This is a genomic window from Paenibacillus wuxiensis, from assembly GCF_040195695.1.
In the GTDB taxonomy this organism is placed as follows: Bacteria; Bacillota; Bacilli; order Paenibacillales; family Paenibacillaceae; genus Paenibacillus_B; species Paenibacillus_B suaedae.
Genome location: NZ_JBEFZI010000005.1, coordinates 135,166 through 151,791 on the forward strand (window position 1 = coordinate 135,166; position 16,626 = coordinate 151,791).

Sequence of the window (16,626 nt, forward strand, 5' to 3'; positions counted from 1 at the left end):
TGTCCCAATACACTCTTGCTTGATTGGTCTACGGGCCGTACTAGATTATGGTACACTACATAGTATAGTACCATCTAAACTATTGATAGCTAAGCAAGGAGATATAGAAGATGAAGCTTATATCCTGGAACGTGAACGGGTTGCGCGCTTGCGTGAATAAAGGTTTTATGGACTACTTTCAAGAGATGGACGCAGATATTTTCTGTGTCCAAGAGACGAAACTGCAGGAAGGGCAGATTGAGCTTGATCTTGGGGAGGAATATTCGCAGTATTGGAATTATGCGCTCAAGAAGGGATATTCCGGCACAGCTGTATTTACGAAGAAGAAGCCTCTGACGGTTCGCTATGGCATCGAGGAGAATGAGGAGCCGGAAGGCCGCATCATTACACTTGAATTCGAATCTTTCTTCTTAGTCAATGTGTACACGCCGAACTCGAAGCGTGATCTCTCCCGTCTGGAAGAACGACTAGAGTGGGAAGAGCGATTCCGCGGCTATTTGCAGCAGCTGGATGCGTGCAAGCCGGTCATCGTATGTGGCGACTTGAACGTTGCTCATCAAGAGATCGATTTGAAGAATCCGAAGTCAAACCAGGGCAATTCCGGATTCACAGCAGAAGAGCGGGAGAAGATGACCATCTTACAAAACGCAGGCTTCACAGATACGTTCCGGCATTTCTATCCGGATCGGACGGACGCGTACAGCTGGTGGTCGTACATGCCGAAGGTGCGTGAACGGAATATCGGGTGGCGCATTGATTACTTCCTCGTATCTTCGAGATTGAACGATTTCTTGGTAGATGCTCGTATTGACTCGGATATCTTGGGCAGTGATCATTGCCCGGTTCATTTGATAGTAGAGGATATGTAGCTGGATAACAAAAGCTAGAAGCAGGAATGAAATCATTGGAATCATAAATCAATAACAGAAGGCCGGAGACCCATACAGAGAGGGGATCCGGCCTTTTCCTATGTTGCGTGGAGAACACGCTTCGTATATTCCTCTGGGGTAGCGCCGATGATACCCTTGAAATCCTTGATGAAGTGGGATTGATCATAGTAGCCAAGATCTATGGATAGTCTCGTCAAATCTTGATAAGAACCGTAGTCGATTGTTTCTGCGGCATCGTGCAATCGATACAGTCGAATGACCCATTTAGGCGTCACACCCACATATTGCTGGAACAGTCTTTGCAGCTTGCGCTTATTCACCTCAAATTGTTCACATACATGATCGACCTTCGTAATATGGCGATCGCCCTGAATACGGTCAATGATGCGATTGAGATAAGCCACGTTGTTGTCTCTAGCGGGAAGATGCGCTAGGAAGAAGGCTTCTGCTGCCGCGACCATATGTTCATCCTCGTCCTCGGATAGGACAGCCTGTTCAAGTAGACGCGGATCAGCTTGGAACACATCTTCAAGACGCATTGAACGGCCCGTAATCTGGGAGATGGGCAGGCCCGCGAACGGATAAAATCCACCTGGCCTGAATTTGATGCCTAATACCTTTCCCTTGCCCTCCAGACGATGAGAATAGCGGTTCTGCGCAACTCCATAGATAGCCGTGTGACCATGCTCAATGACCATATTAACGCATGGGTTTGGAACAATCCCTTGTTCGTATGGAGGCTGATCGGTTAGATCCCAGCGAATGATCCAGAAGTGCTTAATAACATCACGCAATTGGTCAGAGGGCACATGGCGCGCAAGCGTGAATTTCTGTTCGCCTTGTTTCATGTTCAAAATGCCCATGCTAGGCTTATGGATTGTGGGTTGCATAAGTACGATGCGAATCACTCCCGAAATCAAGATTGAAGGACGATGGACTCGTTGATTGAGCAAGCCCCTGTTATGTGCCAACCGTTATAATGTGCCTAATTCCTGTGGACTGTCGCGTTTTTACAATACAAGTTTACGGGCAATATCTATAATCATAGTAGCAATAGATGGGAGTCACCGCAATGCTGCTTAGTACGGGAACGAGCAGTCAGTCATTTTGTGAAGGAGTGAAGGCAAATGGAAGCATTAAAGTATGAATTTTATATTGGAGCATCGCCTGAGATCGTATGGAATTCGATCGCGTCTCCAGAAGGAACGCGTAAAATTTTCTTCGGTTGTGTACTGAAATCGACCTTCGAAATTGGAGCTCCTTATGAATATGTAGGTCCAGGCAATGAAGGCGACGAGACGGTGCATGTGTATGGACGCATTTTGGCCTATGAACCGAACAAAGTGTTGAGCTATACAGAGCATCCGGGGCCCTCTTATCGTGAGAATCATGCGGAGCTGGAGACTCGAATTACCTTCACGATTGACGAGGTTGGCGGCTGTACACGGTTAACATTGGTCAATGACAACTGGACGGAAGGACATCCATCCTATGAGAGTACGAAGGGACATTGGTGGATGATACTAAGCAACATTAAGACATTGGCTGAAACGGGAAAGACATTGGATTTTGGCTGGTAGAATGGCAAAGAGAGTCGACGTTATGTCGGCTCTCTTTTGCTTTCCATAGGTTAGACGGATTCACTTTCCTGGTAGAGTTTTTCGATGCAATCCCAGCATATTTTCTCTGGCTTCATATTCACTTCGATGATCCATGGCTTTAATTGTTGATCGATGCCGATATCAATACCGAGTATCCTCACTCCGGGATATCTGGTCTCAATCACTTCACTTGTACGCGCACTGATCCGATTCAATTGCTCTTTCACATTGCGCAGACTGACCCAATTGGTATGCGAGGATAATAACTTCTCAATCGACATGGAGCTTCCGCCGCTGCGAATATTTGTCACAATTTTGTTAGGCTGGGCAACACGGCCGAGAATACCTTCGTTCTTCCAGCTATCGTCTTCCTGCTTCCTGACCATAATGCGCAGATCGAAGGGGCGGTCTTCCCATTTCATCAAATCAATCCCCTGCTGCACAATATATTTTTTGCTTGTCTTCTTCGCCAGAATGAAGGGATACAATTGTTCTTCCGAATGGAAAGTATGCTGCTTCGTTCCGTGATGGACATGGAACTGTTCTGATCCAGAGGAATCCATTGATTTGCTTACCTTCATGACCCCTTCACCGAAGGCGCCTTGATTCGGCTTCACATAGATTGTTGGATACAGCGATAGCATGAATGATAAAGAGTCCTTATCCAGCCTCAATGTCTCTGGCAAATGCCCGCGCAGCTCATGATCCTTCATCAATGAGAGATGATGTTCCCACTTTGGTCCCTTTGGTGCGACTAGAGAATGTGTTTTAGCTGCTGTCTTTCTCGCCTTTCTCTTCATGGAGTCTGATCCTCCTCTTGTAGGTGTTTACCCTATCCTATTCGTCTGACTGGGACCTTGCCCGTATTGTTCGCGTTTTTTTACACATTGTTGGGTAGCTGAATAAACTATGGGCAGGAAGGGGTGAGCGACTTGACGGTAATCAAGATTGCCGCGGTAGGAGATATATTGATGAAGAGTGAAATCATTGGCTCAGCGAAGCAGCCTGACGGCTATCGATTTGAACCGATTTTCGAACAAGTAGCTCCTTATATACAGGAGCATGATTTTGCGATTGGCAATTTAGAGACGACATTCTCGGGTGCAACCTGGCATGATGACGGCATCTTGAAACAGAAGGGGAGCAATCGTTGGAAGGAGCAAAGGCATCCTGTCACACGGTATCCGATCTTTAGCTGTCCAGATGAATTGGCACCTGCACTGAAGCGATCAGGATTTGATTTCTTCTCGACTGCGAACAATCATTGCATGGATGGAGGCGGGAAGGGGTTAGTCCGAACACTTGATGTTCTTGATCGTTATGAATTGAAGCACACGGGTACCTATCGTTCGAGGAGAGATGCGCACACATCCATGATCATACCTGTAAAGGGAATCAAGCTAGGCATTGCCGCGTATACGCTGGGTACAAATTCAATCCCTGTCCCGAAGGCGTGGCAGGTCAATCGCCTGAATCCGAGCAAGATGCTTGCTGATGTTAAGGCGTTGAGAGCGCAAGCAGATCTGGTCATTGCCTGTTTGCATTTCGGACAGGAATATCGAACAACGCCGACAGCAAGGCAGCGCAGGCTCATGCAATTGCTATTCCAACACGGTGTAAATGTGGTGCTGGGCGCTCATCCACATGTCCTGCATCCCGTCATCTCCAAGAAAATGAAGGATAGGTACGGTCGCACTCGGCTTCGGGTGGCGGCTTCTTCGCTAGGAAATTTCCTGACAACGAGATTGAAGAAGAACCCAAAGACGCTGCAAGGGATGATTCTATCGTTAACGATTGAGAAGAACAAACAAGGGATTACGGATATTACTAAGATCGATCAGAGACTGACAACCGTGCAACGAGTAGAAGAACAGGGACGAACCGTGTTCACGATCATCCCCGATTAATGGACTGATCCCTAAGGGGTGTGCAGATGAGGTCGAACGGTAAAATAAGAAGGGGCAATTTTTGCTCCTTCATTCGCGTTGCTGGACCATTAGCACAGATTCTCCTGTTTTCCTTTTAATACAGCCTCTTCCCGATTGCCAACATTCAGCTTGGAATAGAGGATGGAGCAATAGTTTCGTACAGTGCCTTCGCTTAAGAAGAGTTTTTTCGCGATTGACTTGTATCTAAGGCCCAATGATAGATGGTGCAATACTTGGTGCTCGCGCTGTGTAAGTCCATATGGATTGTCTTGAATATGACTTGCGCTATCTTCTATGTTGCTCGTCTTTGATTGCTTCATGCCTGCAAATACTTGCTCCGCAATGCCTTCCGCGATCCACGTCCCGCCATTGTTAATCAATTTAATGGCCTCAATCAGTTCTTTTGGATGGACGGATTTCAGCATATAGCCGTTGGCACCGTGCTTAAGGGCCGTCATCGCTTGCCCGACGTCTGGAAAAGTAGTAAGAAATGCAATTTTTAAGTCAGGCCACCGCTGCTTCATCGTTTGAAGGGCAGTAATCCCGTCCATTTTCGGCATTTTTACATCCATAAGCACTAGATCTGGATGGAACCGCTCGCACTGTTCAAGTGCTGCCCGCCCATTGGAGGCCACCCCGACCACTTCAAATTCAGGGTGCTTAGTCAATAACACATGTAAGCTGTGCAGAATCGATTCCTGATCGTCTACGATAAGAATTCGCACTACAGCGTTCGGTGCTGGCATGATGAGAGGCGCCTTACATACGACTACCGTACCTTCTCTTGGCACGGAATGAATAGACAGATTTCCGCCCAATGCGAGCAGGCGATCTTTCATACCCGAAAGTCCATAGCCGTATTGTACCTGCTCCATCCCTTGGCCATTGTCCTCGATATGCAGACGGAGCCATTCCTCATCGTAATATAGCGAAATATCTATAGAAGTAGCTTGTCCATGACGTACAGCATTCGTCAGGGCTTCTTGCAAGCATCGGTATAGGCAATGACTGACGTGCTTCGTTGCAGGATACTCTGTTCCCAACATGCGGAGCTTGACCTTGATACCTGTCGAGGTATAGAAGTCGTCCGTCAGCTGATTTATCGATTCGCTTAGGGTTCCATCCATCTGGTCGGGGGATAAATCATGCAGATGCGTACGTATATCATCGAGCCCTTTGCGAGCCCGTACTATTACTTCTCCATATTGCTTGCCGTGTGATTCAGGAATGGCGGGACGCATCGATTCCAATCCCATAATGATGGATGTTAACGTGTGCCCGATTGTATCGTGAAGCTCGTGGGACAGCCTGCTCCGCTCCTCGATCAAGGTAAGCTGCTCTACTTGGGTTACATGATGCTCGAGCACGCGATTTTGCTCCTGAATGATAAGACTTTGCTTATGAGTGAGTGCCAGCAATTGAAAAGCAAAGCCTAGAAAGTAGGCTAACCCGTTGTTTGGCAGGTACCGGAGTAAAATCTCATCCATCGCTGAATTAGCGGCCATGCCGAGACTGAAGGGAATACAGATCACGACCAGGGGAGCAGTCCACCATAGCGAATTGCGGCTGCTTAAGAAACCGAATACAAAGGCAGCCATAAGGAATTGCCATGAGGCTAGAGGCAAGTAGGCACTTATCCAAATACTAAAAACGCCGACAAGCAAGATTTCCGCAAGCATATGCCATTGTCTTCCGAAGCGCAGCAGCAATGGAAGAGGATAGACGAGCAAGGCTAGCGTACAGAGCATCCACATCGCGTGAGGGAACTCTTCACGGAACGCTAGTACGATGACTGACGCGCTGATCAGCCAATAGAATCGAGTGACAAGAATCGCCCAATCGTACCACGCTCGCTGCTTCGACCACGGTATTGCTATATTCAATGTTAGCACCTCATTTCATAGTCCCGATAGATTCTGCAATGTATTGATAACAACTATGACGACAGTCAAGAGGCAATTACGTCATCCATGTTACTAGAATTTAACGGCAGAACGGGATGATACAGCGCTTGTCACATCATGACATTTTGTCATATGAACCCCATGTCATGCCCCTTTGCGCGAGCATATTGCCTAGTAATTTGTCATAAGTGACATTTCGTTACTACGAAATATGACATTTTTCAGATAGCTTGAGATTAATTCGCGGGCATTAAGCTTCTGAATCTACCGAGTGCATGAGGTATGCCGCGATTCTACAAGAAAAGAAGAGGAGAGGATTCTATGTTATTTCAAAAATGTTTATTGGCGAGTTTCTCTGTACTGCTTGCAGGATCCATGCTGTTGACTGCTCCAGCAGTTCGGGCGCAAGAAGTGGAAAACAATCAGGCTCCGACGCAAGCAAGTCAAGTAAACCATCTACCAAATGAGAAGCATTCACTTGTCCAACAGACGATGGATGACCTTGTGAAGCGTAAGGAAGTTCCCGGTATCCTAGCACAGGTGGTAAAGGATGGACAGGTGTGGTCGTATGGGGCGGGCCAGGCAAGTATTTATAGTGATCGTAAGATGGATCCGGAATTCCATTATCGAATCGGCAGCATTACGAAAACGTTCGTCGCAACTGTAATGCTTCAATTGGCGGAGGAGAACAAATTGAGTCTGGATGATTCCGTGGAAAAGTGGCTTCCGGGCGTGGTTCAAGGGAATGGATATGATGGAAGCAACATTACGATTCGGCAGCTGTTGAATCATACGAGCGGCATTGCCAATTATACATCAGAAGACTTCATAAAGCGGATCGTAGTAGAGCATCCTTATCGAACGTATTCCGCGGATGAATTGATTCGGCTTGGCTTGGATCAGAAGCCGCTATTCGAGCCCGGCAAGGGATGGAGCTACTCCAATACGAATTATGTATTGGCGGGAGTTATTATCCAGAAGGTTACGGGTAAAACGTACGGCGAAAATATCGAGACACGCATTATTACAAAGTTAGGGTTGAAAAATACCTCCGTTGCTGGTACGAAATCCTCATTGCCAGATCCACATGCACGGGGATATATCACATTGGAAGGCAGAGGATACGTCGACATCACGGAGCTCAATCCTTCATGGGGGAACGCAGCGGGCGACATGATTTCGACCGCCAAGGATCTGAATGCGTTTTTCAGTGCACTGCTAGGCGGAAAGCTGTTGTCAAAAGAATTGATGACACAAATGCTGGATGGTGTGGAAACCCCTATCGGTCGGTATGGCTTGGGCATTTATGAAGTAACGAAGAGTCCAAATGGAGAGTCGGTGTGGGGCCATAGCGGGGGTATTCATGGATTCGGTTCACAAAGCGGGGGAACGCTTGACGGCAAGCATGTCATGAGTGCTAACGTCAATATACTTCAGTTTGCAGGATCCTCTACTAATCCTCATGACGAAATCTTTCGTGCCGAGTTCAATGGTGCCAATAAGCCCTAAATAATCATTGTCATGTCTGATAAAAAGGACAAAGAATACGGCCGTCTTAAAGACGGCTGTATTTCTTTATGTTACTGTCAGCATTGGCTGACAAGAAAGTTAGAATGTTTGACGATGTATGGCGTTAAATGATGGGTTGAAGATTTGTGAGATTCTATTTAAGGGTTTTTCTTAATGACAATCGACAGTCTGTAATTCGCATATTGATTCAATTCCACGAGAAATGCATCCAGTTCCTCATTGGAGGGGAAGCGGCACTCCATCAGATAGCAGCACTCGCCGCTAATTTTATAATTATGCCGAACATAGGTCTGCTGTGTCTCGACAAAGGACAGAAATGGACGATGATCCGGCTGCTTTGTATAGATTTGAATAAATGCTTGTACGGGGTACCCAGCCTTGGCTTGATTCAATTGAATCGTATAGTGTTCAATAACGCCTTCGTCTTCCAGCTTCTGTACGCGATTCGCCGTTGCTTGGCCTGTCATATGAATCTTCTGCCCCAGTTCCTTCATCGAAACTCGCCCATTGCGGGATAGTTCTTCAATAATGCGTTGATCCGTAGAATCCAGCATCGTAACAACCTCTTTCATTAATCAAGTATTTGACGCTTAACGCTTGATTCTGTATATGTCTTCCTATCTTCAATCATATTATCCTATTCATAGGAAGAGCAAAAGAGGCTCGCTTGCCACAGGAGGAATGCTGGATGAACATTACACAGATTCGCAATGCTACGATGATTATAGAGTACGGAGGTCAGAGGCTGCTGGTTGATCCATTTTTGGCCCCTAAGGGGACTTACCCAGCATTCCCAAATACACCGCATGCGGAGCTTCGCAATCCGCTTGTTGAGCTGCCGACTCCTATTGATGAGATCATTCAAGTGGATGCCGTCATTGTGACGCATCTTCATCTTGATCATTTCGACGACACGGCAAAATCGGTGTTGCCTAAGGAGATTCGCATTATTGCCCAAAACGAGCAGGATGCTCAATCGATTCGCGATGCGGGCTTCCATCATGTCGAGGCAATGAACGATCATACATCTGTTGGTAAAGTTCGTTTGCAGCGCACAGATGGTCGACATGGAACAGGGGTAATCAGAATGCAGATGGGCAAGGTGTCCGGCTTCGTCTTGTCACATCCGACAGAGAAGACCTTGTATGTCGCGGGAGATACGATATGGTGCTGCAAGGTGGAGGCTGCAATTCAACAGCACAAGCCTGAAGTGATTGTAGTAAACGGAGGTGCAGCTCAATTCCTTATCGGGGACCCAATCCTCATGACTAAGGAAGATATTTATCGGACGCATCAGGCATCGCCGGAATCCATTATCATTTCATCGCATATGGAGGCGGTGAATCACTGCTTGCTGTCGAGGCAGGAGTTGCGTAGTTATGCTCAAGAGAAAGGGATTGCGGAGCAAATCCTCGTTCCGGAAGATGGCCAGGTCATAACGTTGTGAAGTATATGATGATGTCATCGTGAGAGATTGAGAAATAATAGGGCAATTTTATACTGCAGAAGCTGCCGACTGGTTCGGCAGCTTTTTCGATTTTCTATACGTAAAATGGCGGTGGTGGTATCATTTTTATAGTCTATTTAGGTAAAAAGGGAAATTGTAATGATTTGTACCGCTCACGGGAGGGATTACATAAATGTACCGCATCTTAATAGTAGAAGACGATGAGAAGATCGCCTCCGTCATACAAAGGAATTTAGAAAAATATCATTTTGAAGCATTGTGCGCTTCACATTTTCGAGATTTGATGTCCGAACTGACCGCTTTTAATCCTCATTTGGTACTGCTCGATATTAATTTGCCGTATTTTGACGGCTATTATTGGTGCAGACAAATTCGTGCTCGATCTAATCTACCGATCATGTTCATTTCAGCGAGAGAAGGGGAGATGGATCAAGTAATGGCCATTGAGAATGGCGGCGATGATTATATTACAAAGCCAATCATGCTCGATTTGCTGGTTGCCAAGGTGCGCAGCGTACTGCGCAGAGTATATGGGGATTACGCCGACGTATCGGAGCTTCCCCCGCCGCCGGAACCGGACATAGTCGCGGAAGGATTAACATTAAGCCTTAGTCGCAATGAGCTTATATGGCAGCAGAGGAAAATCGAGCTGACGAAGAACGAGCAGCTATTAGCCGAAAGCCTGCTCGTACATTGTGGTACTGCCGTGACCCGAGATCAGCTGCTGGAAACGCTGTGGGACGATACTCAATTTGTTGACGACAATACATTGACGGTAAACGTGAAGAGACTGCGCAATAAGCTGGGAGAACTCGGTTTGCCGGATGCGATTCGTACGGTCAGAGGGATAGGATATAAGCTGGTGCTCGGCGAGGAAAGCGAGAGTCAGAAGGGGGAGCATGTTTATGAATAAGTCCCCCATAGTGTTTGTTCGGGATCGGCTGCTGTATCTGCTTGCGAGCGCCCTAATTATTGTGCTTGGGATCAGCCTGATGCTGCTGAAGCAGGCGCGTTATCCGGAAGCAATGGATGACGGCACAATCGTTTATTTCATCGTGCTTTCACTATTAATTCTAGTCTTATGGCTAGTCGTAGATTACATTCGGCAGAAAAACTATTACAAGCAACTGATGCAAGCATGCACAGATTCCGGAGACGTGAACGCCGCCGTGCTCGTTCAGTCTCCCGTCACAAGGGAGCAGACGCTCGTTGCGGACGTGCTGGAGCGCCAATATCGTATCTATTTGAATGAGCTTGGAAACTACCGCCGCCAGCAGGAGATGCATAATCATTTCGTGCTTCAATGGGTGCATCAGATGAAAACTCCGATATCGGCGGCGGACATGCTGTGCCAGGAAGCAATACAGCAGATTCCGGTATCCACGGGGGAGCAGAAGCAGTTCGCTGCCAGCATTCAGGAGGAGACAGACCGCATGTCCCGCAGCTTGGAGCTGCTGTTGTATACAGCACGACTCGATAAGTTCGAAATGGATCTCCATATACGAAGAATATCTCTGCATGATCTTGTTCGTTCGGTGGTGAACGGACATAAGCGTCTATGCATTCGCCATTCTACCTTTCCGCTGATCGAGGGTGAGGCTTGGGTGGAAACGGATGAAAAATGGATGCGCGTTGTATTGAATCAATTCGTCAGCAATGCAATCAAATACAGCAAGGGCAAGCCGGGGGTGAAGCAGCTTCGCTTCCGCATTGCGAATGACGATAGCGGCAAGTGCCGCTTAAGCATAACGGATGAGGGAACCGGAATTCCGTCGCACGATCTGCCTCGTATATTCGATCCATTCTTCACGGGGGAGAATGGAAGGGCACTTGGGGAATCGACGGGAATGGGACTGTATGTAGCCAAGGAAGTATGCAGCCGGTTAGGCCACGGATTGTCGGCATCTTCAGAGCTTCATGCAGGGACAACGATGACGGTGACGTTTCAAGCAAGGGGCATCCATTTACTTGAACGGCGCTGATGCTGACTGATGCTCAACTAAGCCCTGCAAGGTGACAATCTTGTAAGGTTGCTGAGCACCGCAATGTCACTTAAATCGATGGGATGCGTACGGTGGCAGGGCTATACTTGCGTTGTTGTGATAGATCAAGAGATTGTGCAGGGGAGGACCGGAGTGATGAGTACTATCAATCGGCGAGGAAATAAGGAAACCCTCAGGGTGAAGCGGTCATGACGATTCGAGCTCTGGCTTTGCGCAACATTCGCGGGAATTGGCGCTCATGCTGTGCCTTTTTCTTGAGCAGCGCATTTTCTGTTATGGTTTTTTACATGTTTGCCGCGTTTCGATTCCATCCTGATGTGATGAACGGCCGTATACTAGGAGCTGACTCAGTGAGGCAGGGCATGATGTTTTGCCAGTATATCATCATTATATTCTCGGTACTGTTCGTGCTGTATTCTAGTTCGGCATTCATCCGGACGCGACGGCAGGAATTCGGCCTGCTTACTTTATTCGGAATGACACGATGGCAGCTGTGCAGATTGATCGTGTACGAGCATGCAAGCATTGCCGTGTCGGCCATTGGGCTGGGCATCGGCTCAGGCATCGCATTCAGTAAGCTGTTCTTCATGACGTTGGAAGTGCTGCTAGATCGGGAGGTATCGATCATATTTACCGTACCTATGGAAGCGCTAGGCTTGACCGTTGTCTGCTTTGCATTGTTGTTCGCGGTTATATCTGTATGGGCTGCCTGCAAGACAGGCCATGGCGAGATCGTTGATATGCTTGAGGCTTCAAGAAAACCGGCAGAACAAGCCGACTTTTCTCATGGACTCGCAGCTCTGGCAGTCATCTGCTTAGGAACGGCTTATGGATTGGCACTTAGCATAAATATGAGGAATTTCCCGTTGTTGGCCATGCCGGTTATGATTTCAGTAACGATCGGTACGTACCTGTTCTTCACCCAGTTCAGCTTGTTAGTACTGCACTCTGTACAGAGAAGTCCAAGATTCTATTACCATCGTACCACGATGATTATCGTTGGTCAGCTGAGTTCCAGACTGAAGAGTAATGCAATGATGCTGTTTCTCGTGTCGATGCTGAGTGCGGTCATGGTGACGGCATCGGGTGCAATTTACATGATGAAGCGAGCCGTCCAGTTCGACGGCTATCGGACGCAGTACGAGAATGCGCAGAGCCTGATGGGTTTGACGATGTTCATTGGCCTGTTCATTAGCTTGTTATTTTTTATGGCGGCGGGCAGCGTGATTTATTTTAAGCTTTTTACCGAGCTTCGAGAGGATCAGGCACATTGCAAGGCACTGTCTCGGATCGGCTTGACGGAAGGTGAAATTCGAGGCATTGTTATGGCCCAAATCGGTATTCTCTTCTTTGCTCCCTGTATCGTCGGTACCATTCATGCCCTGATTGCTATGAAGGCATTGGACAATCTCCTGATGCTATCCAACTGGAGCTATTCATTTGCCGTTATCGGCATTTACCTGGTCATGCACACGATTTATTTTCTAATCACCTACCATGACTACACGAATAGCATACTGCGAGGTGCCTTTGGGCAAAGAATGGGGAGAAATTTATGAATACAGCACGAACTGGTTTCTGGGAAATGGCTGCCATTGTTGGTTGTGTGATGTTAGTCGTACTTGTAATGGCAACCTGTACACTGCCTTATGCTGCAGCGGAACAAGCGAAGGTGGAGCACACGTCCAGCACCAAAAAGATTGAGCAATTTATTGAGGAACAACGGGAGCGCAGTCAAATTCCGGGCATGTCCGTTGTTATTGTTGAAAAGGGAAAGACAGTGTTTGAAAAAGGATTTGGCTATGCCGATCTAGATTCAAAGAAGCCTGTGACAGAACATACGTTGTTCGAATTAGGGTCTACGACTAAGGCTTTTACGGGACTAGCCATTTTGCAGCTTGAAAAGGCAGGATTGATTAACCGGATGGATGACGTCAGAAAATACCTGCCGTGGTTCACCATGAATAATGAAGGAAAGCCGGCCGCGATTACGATTGGTCAGCTGCTGTATCACACAAGCGGAATATCGGCCCGGACGATAGCCTTAATCCCCGAAGACGATACGGATCGTGCATTAGAAAAAACGGTGCGGTTGCTGCTGGGACAACAGTTGGATCGTAAGCCGGGCAGCTCACATGAGTATGCGACGATTAACTATGATGTGCTGGGACTAGTTATCGAGCAGGTAACGAAGCAGTCTTATGAAGCGTATATAAAGCAGCATGTGCTTGAGCCGCTTGGTATGACAGATTCATTCGTCGGCATCCAGCCAGTTCTGCATAGCGAGATGGCGACCGGATACCGAGTGGGTTTTCTGAAGCCAAGAGAATATCAACCGCCAATTTATCGCGGCAATAACCCAGCCGGATATCTAGTAAGCAACAGTATTGATATTGCGAAATGGATGAACGCACAGCTCGGATATGGGTTGAATGAGCAGGTAAGCAAGGCATTAGTGCAAGAATCGCATATGCCCGACAAATCCGTAGCGCCGATCGATGATACCTACTATGCAAGCGGATGGAGTATCGGGGAGGATCAGAATCTTATTATGCATGCGGGCGCAAACCCTTCCTTCTCCTCTTATATCATTTTGCAACAGGATCGGCAGCTTGGCGTTGCTGTCATGGCCAATAGGATGAGCGATGCTACGGCTGCTATTGGGCAAAGCGTGCTAACGCTGTGGAAGGGGGAGAACCTCAGCGATACGGTGCCGAGTGATCGGATGCAGGCCATGGATCAAGCAGCCGTTATCGCAGTCGGGATTACAGGAGGGCTTGCCCTGCTGGGATGGACGGCAGGTGGATTGCTCGTCTGGAATATCGCGAAGCGGAAGCGTGTTTTGGTTTCGCTTGGTGTTATGCGAGTAATTGGATTTGTAGCCTTGCTGCTTGTGTGTGCAGGCGGGATTTGCCTGATGCTTGCGCTTCCGAAGTTATTCCTTGGGGGCATGCCATGGTCATTTATCGCCGTATGGTCTCCGCCGACAATTGTCTTTGTTGCATGCTGCTTGGCAGCGATGTTTGCAGGATGGTTTATCTACGGTGCCTTGAAAATCGTTACGAAGAAAACTGGATAACGGATTACGGATAAAGAGTGGGGAAAGCTGTCGGATACCGACGGCTTTTTTATTAGGGAAAATTTGTGGAGCACATTAGGAATATGATGCGGGCTCATTTATAATGAAAACAGGCATGCAAGTATCGATACGAATTAGGAGTGGAATGTTGGTGGAATACACAGCTCAGCAAGTAGCGGAATGGATGATCGATGAAATTAGAACGAAGGGTGTCGCTTATCAGAGCGATGTCATTGAATATGTGAAGGCGCACTTCGGGGAGCATTTCGTATATGTGAATGAGAATGGGAATGCTTCGCTCGACAAGGAAGTGAAGAAGGCGTTCCGTAAGCTGCATCGCGGCAAAGTCGCATGGGACAGAGATGGATTCTGCTGGGGATGGACGTAAGTTTGGCGTAAAGAGATGGAGCAACTAACGCTGGATCACGAGGAACAACATGTTCCTCTGTATTTCTGGTGGAGTGGCAGCTGTCGCTGTCAATAGAGAAGCAGAAGGTGAAGGAGCGGTACGAGTTATGGCGCAGCAGAAATACTATGTGGTATGGGAAGGCAATAAGCCAGGAGTCTATACGAGCTGGCCGGAATGCCAAGCGCAAGTGAGCAATTACAAGGACGCGAAGTATAAGTCCTATACCTCCCAGAGCGAAGCGGAGAAGGCCTATCGGGAAGGCTGGAAGAAGCATTGGGGTCAAGGCGCTGCGAAGAAGGGGGCTTCTGGGAAGTCCGCTGGGGCTGCTGCTTCCGTATCCAAATCAGAGATTGACTATAACAGCATTTCCGTAGATGTAGGGACGAGAGGGAATCCAGGGCCGATCGAGTATCAGGGAGTAGATACGAAGACAGGAGAAGTGATCTTTGCAAATGGGCCTATTCCCAATGGAACGAACAACCTAGGCGAGTTCCTTGCCATCGTGCATTCTTTGGCTTATCTCAAGCAGCAAGGCAGCAATAAGACGATATACAGTGATTCGCGAACCGCGATGAAGTGGGTACGCGAGAAGAAAGTGGCGACAACGCTTGTTCGCAATGAATCGACGCGGGAAGTGTGGAATTTAGTAGACCGGGCGCTTCATTGGCTGCAGACGAATACCTACAGCAATAAAATCCTGAAGTGGGAAACCGAGCATTGGGGCGAGATTAAGGCCGATTACGGGAGGAAATAGCCGCTTCTCAACAGAGCTTTTGTACAGGTTGATTCAGAATTGGAACGGAGATCCACTTTTTACACAGATTAATCTGGAAGTATGGTATAATGGAACCATACTGATTCGGCTGTAGTCGCAATATCGTGCCCCGAACGTGACGTTTGGGGCTTTTATATTTACAGTCGGCGTATCAACATATCATGTGAGGAGAGATGGGGTTTGTACAGCTCGCGGAAGAAATCACAAGAGGATGTGCCGATGGAAATAACATCGGTGTGGATATGTTCGAGTGAAGATTGCAATGGATGGATGCGAGATAATTTCACTTTTTCAAATGAACCGACATGCCCGCAATGCAAGTCTGCTATGGTCAAGGGTGAGAAGAAGATAGCCGTTCTTGCCAACACGAGTCCAGTTCAATCCTCCAAGTAAGGGTTGAAAGGAATGTTTTATAGCACGATGTAACGTTTTTTAGCTTCAGGGAGCACGGATTACGTGCTCTTTTTTTGTGCATTTCGCCATACGATGAATAAGAACTGGTCGAAAGGTGTAGAAAAATTAGATATAATTAGTAGAAAAATAGGTTCCTACATGGGGGTAAGACATTGAATAATAATGGTTCCTGGTCGGGCGGCTGCATTGGCCTTGCTGTTCTACTCGCTATGATGCTTGTTCTCTTTCGCTGGCTTGTGACAGATGGCCTGTTAATTTTATTATTAATAGCGCTATTTGTTGTAGGGTATGTTATTGTGCAGATGTCTAAAAGTCAAAAGGCAGCTCAAGACTTAGCAGAAGAGCATATGAAGCAAAAAGAGAAAATTGCGCTTCGATTGGCTGCTGAGCTCGGAGGCTATATTACAGCTGCGGAAATTGCGGTTCATAGCGAGATGACCTTGGATGAAGCCGCGCAGATCCTGGATCGTTTGAAGTCGCAAGGGGTATGTACACTGCGAATTGCTGATAATGGAACCTATGTATATCAATTTGAGTCTCTATTAAATGATCGGCAGAAGAGACAATCCGAACGAATTTAAGTGAAATGCAGCAAATACATAGAAGGCAAAAGAAGGAGAAGGCA

17 protein-coding genes are annotated in these 16,626 nt (G+C 47.4%); 13 read left to right on the forward strand and 4 right to left on the reverse strand.

Annotated elements, in window-relative coordinates; genetic code table 11:
• Positions 1-110: 110 nt before the first annotated feature.
• Positions 111-869 (forward strand): exodeoxyribonuclease III, encoded by a 759-nt coding sequence (locus ABN764_RS12285; protein ID WP_090511790.1) that lies wholly within the window; start codon positions 111-113, stop codon positions 867-869.
• Between the two features lie 98 nt (positions 870-967).
• On the opposite strand, the gene ABN764_RS12290 is transcribed toward ABN764_RS12285, so the two are convergent.
• On the reverse strand, positions 968-1,738 hold the full coding sequence (locus ABN764_RS12290) for an AraC family transcriptional regulator (protein ID WP_268626193.1): 771 nt from the start codon (positions 1,736-1,738) through the stop codon (positions 968-970).
• A gap of 279 nt (positions 1,739-2,017) precedes the next feature.
• Here ABN764_RS12290 and ABN764_RS12295 point away from each other — a divergent pair, with 279 nt between their 5' ends.
• On the forward strand, positions 2,018-2,470 hold the full coding sequence (locus tag ABN764_RS12295) for an SRPBCC family protein (RefSeq protein WP_028533498.1): 453 nt from the start codon (positions 2,018-2,020) through the stop codon (positions 2,468-2,470).
• Between the two features lie 50 nt (positions 2,471-2,520).
• On the opposite strand, the gene ABN764_RS12300 is transcribed toward ABN764_RS12295, so the two are convergent.
• Complete coding sequence (locus ABN764_RS12300; RefSeq protein WP_446672039.1) at positions 2,521-3,291, reverse strand: YheC/YheD family protein; 771 nt, start codon at positions 3,289-3,291, stop codon at positions 2,521-2,523.
• Between the two features lie 132 nt (positions 3,292-3,423).
• Between ABN764_RS12300 and ABN764_RS12305 the strand changes: the two genes are divergently transcribed.
• On the forward strand, positions 3,424-4,398 hold the full coding sequence (locus ABN764_RS12305) for a CapA family protein (RefSeq protein WP_446672040.1): 975 nt from the start codon (positions 3,424-3,426) through the stop codon (positions 4,396-4,398).
• An 89-nt stretch (positions 4,399-4,487) separates the two neighbouring features.
• On the opposite strand, the gene ABN764_RS12310 is transcribed toward ABN764_RS12305, so the two are convergent.
• The gene (locus ABN764_RS12310) at positions 4,488-6,302 is read right to left on the reverse strand and encodes a response regulator (RefSeq protein WP_446672041.1); all 1,815 of its coding nucleotides are present in this window, start codon (positions 6,300-6,302) and stop codon (positions 4,488-4,490) included.
• A gap of 342 nt (positions 6,303-6,644) precedes the next feature.
• On the opposite strand from ABN764_RS12310, the gene ABN764_RS12315 reads away from it, so the two are divergent.
• Positions 6,645-7,832 (forward strand): serine hydrolase domain-containing protein, encoded by a 1,188-nt coding sequence (locus ABN764_RS12315; RefSeq protein WP_446672042.1) that lies wholly within the window; start codon positions 6,645-6,647, stop codon positions 7,830-7,832.
• Between the two features lie 158 nt (positions 7,833-7,990).
• On the opposite strand, the gene ABN764_RS12320 is transcribed toward ABN764_RS12315, so the two are convergent.
• On the reverse strand, positions 7,991-8,407 hold the full coding sequence (locus ABN764_RS12320) for an Lrp/AsnC family transcriptional regulator (protein ID WP_446672043.1): 417 nt from the start codon (positions 8,405-8,407) through the stop codon (positions 7,991-7,993).
• 134 nt (positions 8,408-8,541) lie between these two features.
• On the opposite strand from ABN764_RS12320, the gene ABN764_RS12325 reads away from it, so the two are divergent.
• The 9 genes from ABN764_RS12325 to ABN764_RS12365 all read left to right on the forward strand — a co-directional run bounded on the left by ABN764_RS12325 (position 8,542) and on the right by ABN764_RS12365 (position 16,582).
• A complete protein-coding gene (locus tag ABN764_RS12325; RefSeq protein ID WP_446672044.1) occupies positions 8,542-9,300 on the forward strand; it encodes an MBL fold metallo-hydrolase in 759 nt (252 codons plus the stop codon).
• A 193-nt stretch (positions 9,301-9,493) separates the two neighbouring features.
• Positions 9,494-10,234, forward strand: coding sequence for a response regulator (locus ABN764_RS12330; RefSeq protein WP_446672045.1), 741 nt, complete (start codon positions 9,494-9,496; stop codon positions 10,232-10,234).
• Positions 10,227-11,303, forward strand: coding sequence for a sensor histidine kinase (locus tag ABN764_RS12335; RefSeq protein ID WP_268626184.1), 1,077 nt, complete (start codon positions 10,227-10,229; stop codon positions 11,301-11,303). The genes ABN764_RS12330 and ABN764_RS12335 overlap by 8 nt, the downstream gene beginning before the upstream one ends.
• 209 nt (positions 11,304-11,512) lie before the next feature.
• Positions 11,513-12,883: an FtsX-like permease family protein gene (locus ABN764_RS12340; protein WP_446672046.1), complete on the forward strand. Its 1,371-nt coding sequence runs from the start codon at positions 11,513-11,515 to the stop codon at positions 12,881-12,883.
• A complete protein-coding gene (locus ABN764_RS12345; RefSeq protein ID WP_446672047.1) occupies positions 12,880-14,403 on the forward strand; it encodes a serine hydrolase domain-containing protein in 1,524 nt (507 codons plus the stop codon). The genes ABN764_RS12340 and ABN764_RS12345 overlap by 4 nt, the downstream gene beginning before the upstream one ends.
• A 151-nt stretch (positions 14,404-14,554) precedes the next feature.
• Positions 14,555-14,791 carry a DUF6953 family protein gene (locus ABN764_RS12350; protein ID WP_021252737.1) on the forward strand — a complete coding sequence of 79 codons (237 nt, stop codon included), beginning with the start codon at positions 14,555-14,557 and terminating at the stop codon, positions 14,789-14,791.
• A 127-nt stretch (positions 14,792-14,918) separates the two neighbouring features.
• A complete protein-coding gene (gene rnhA, locus ABN764_RS12355; RefSeq protein ID WP_072730325.1) occupies positions 14,919-15,566 on the forward strand; it encodes a ribonuclease H in 648 nt (215 codons plus the stop codon).
• A 201-nt stretch (positions 15,567-15,767) separates the two neighbouring features.
• Positions 15,768-15,980, forward strand: coding sequence for a cold-shock protein (locus ABN764_RS12360; protein ID WP_021252735.1), 213 nt, complete (start codon positions 15,768-15,770; stop codon positions 15,978-15,980).
• Between the two features lie 173 nt (positions 15,981-16,153).
• A complete protein-coding gene (locus ABN764_RS12365; RefSeq protein WP_174809919.1) occupies positions 16,154-16,582 on the forward strand; it encodes a hypothetical protein in 429 nt (142 codons plus the stop codon).
• The last annotated feature ends 44 nt before the right edge of the window (positions 16,583-16,626 follow it).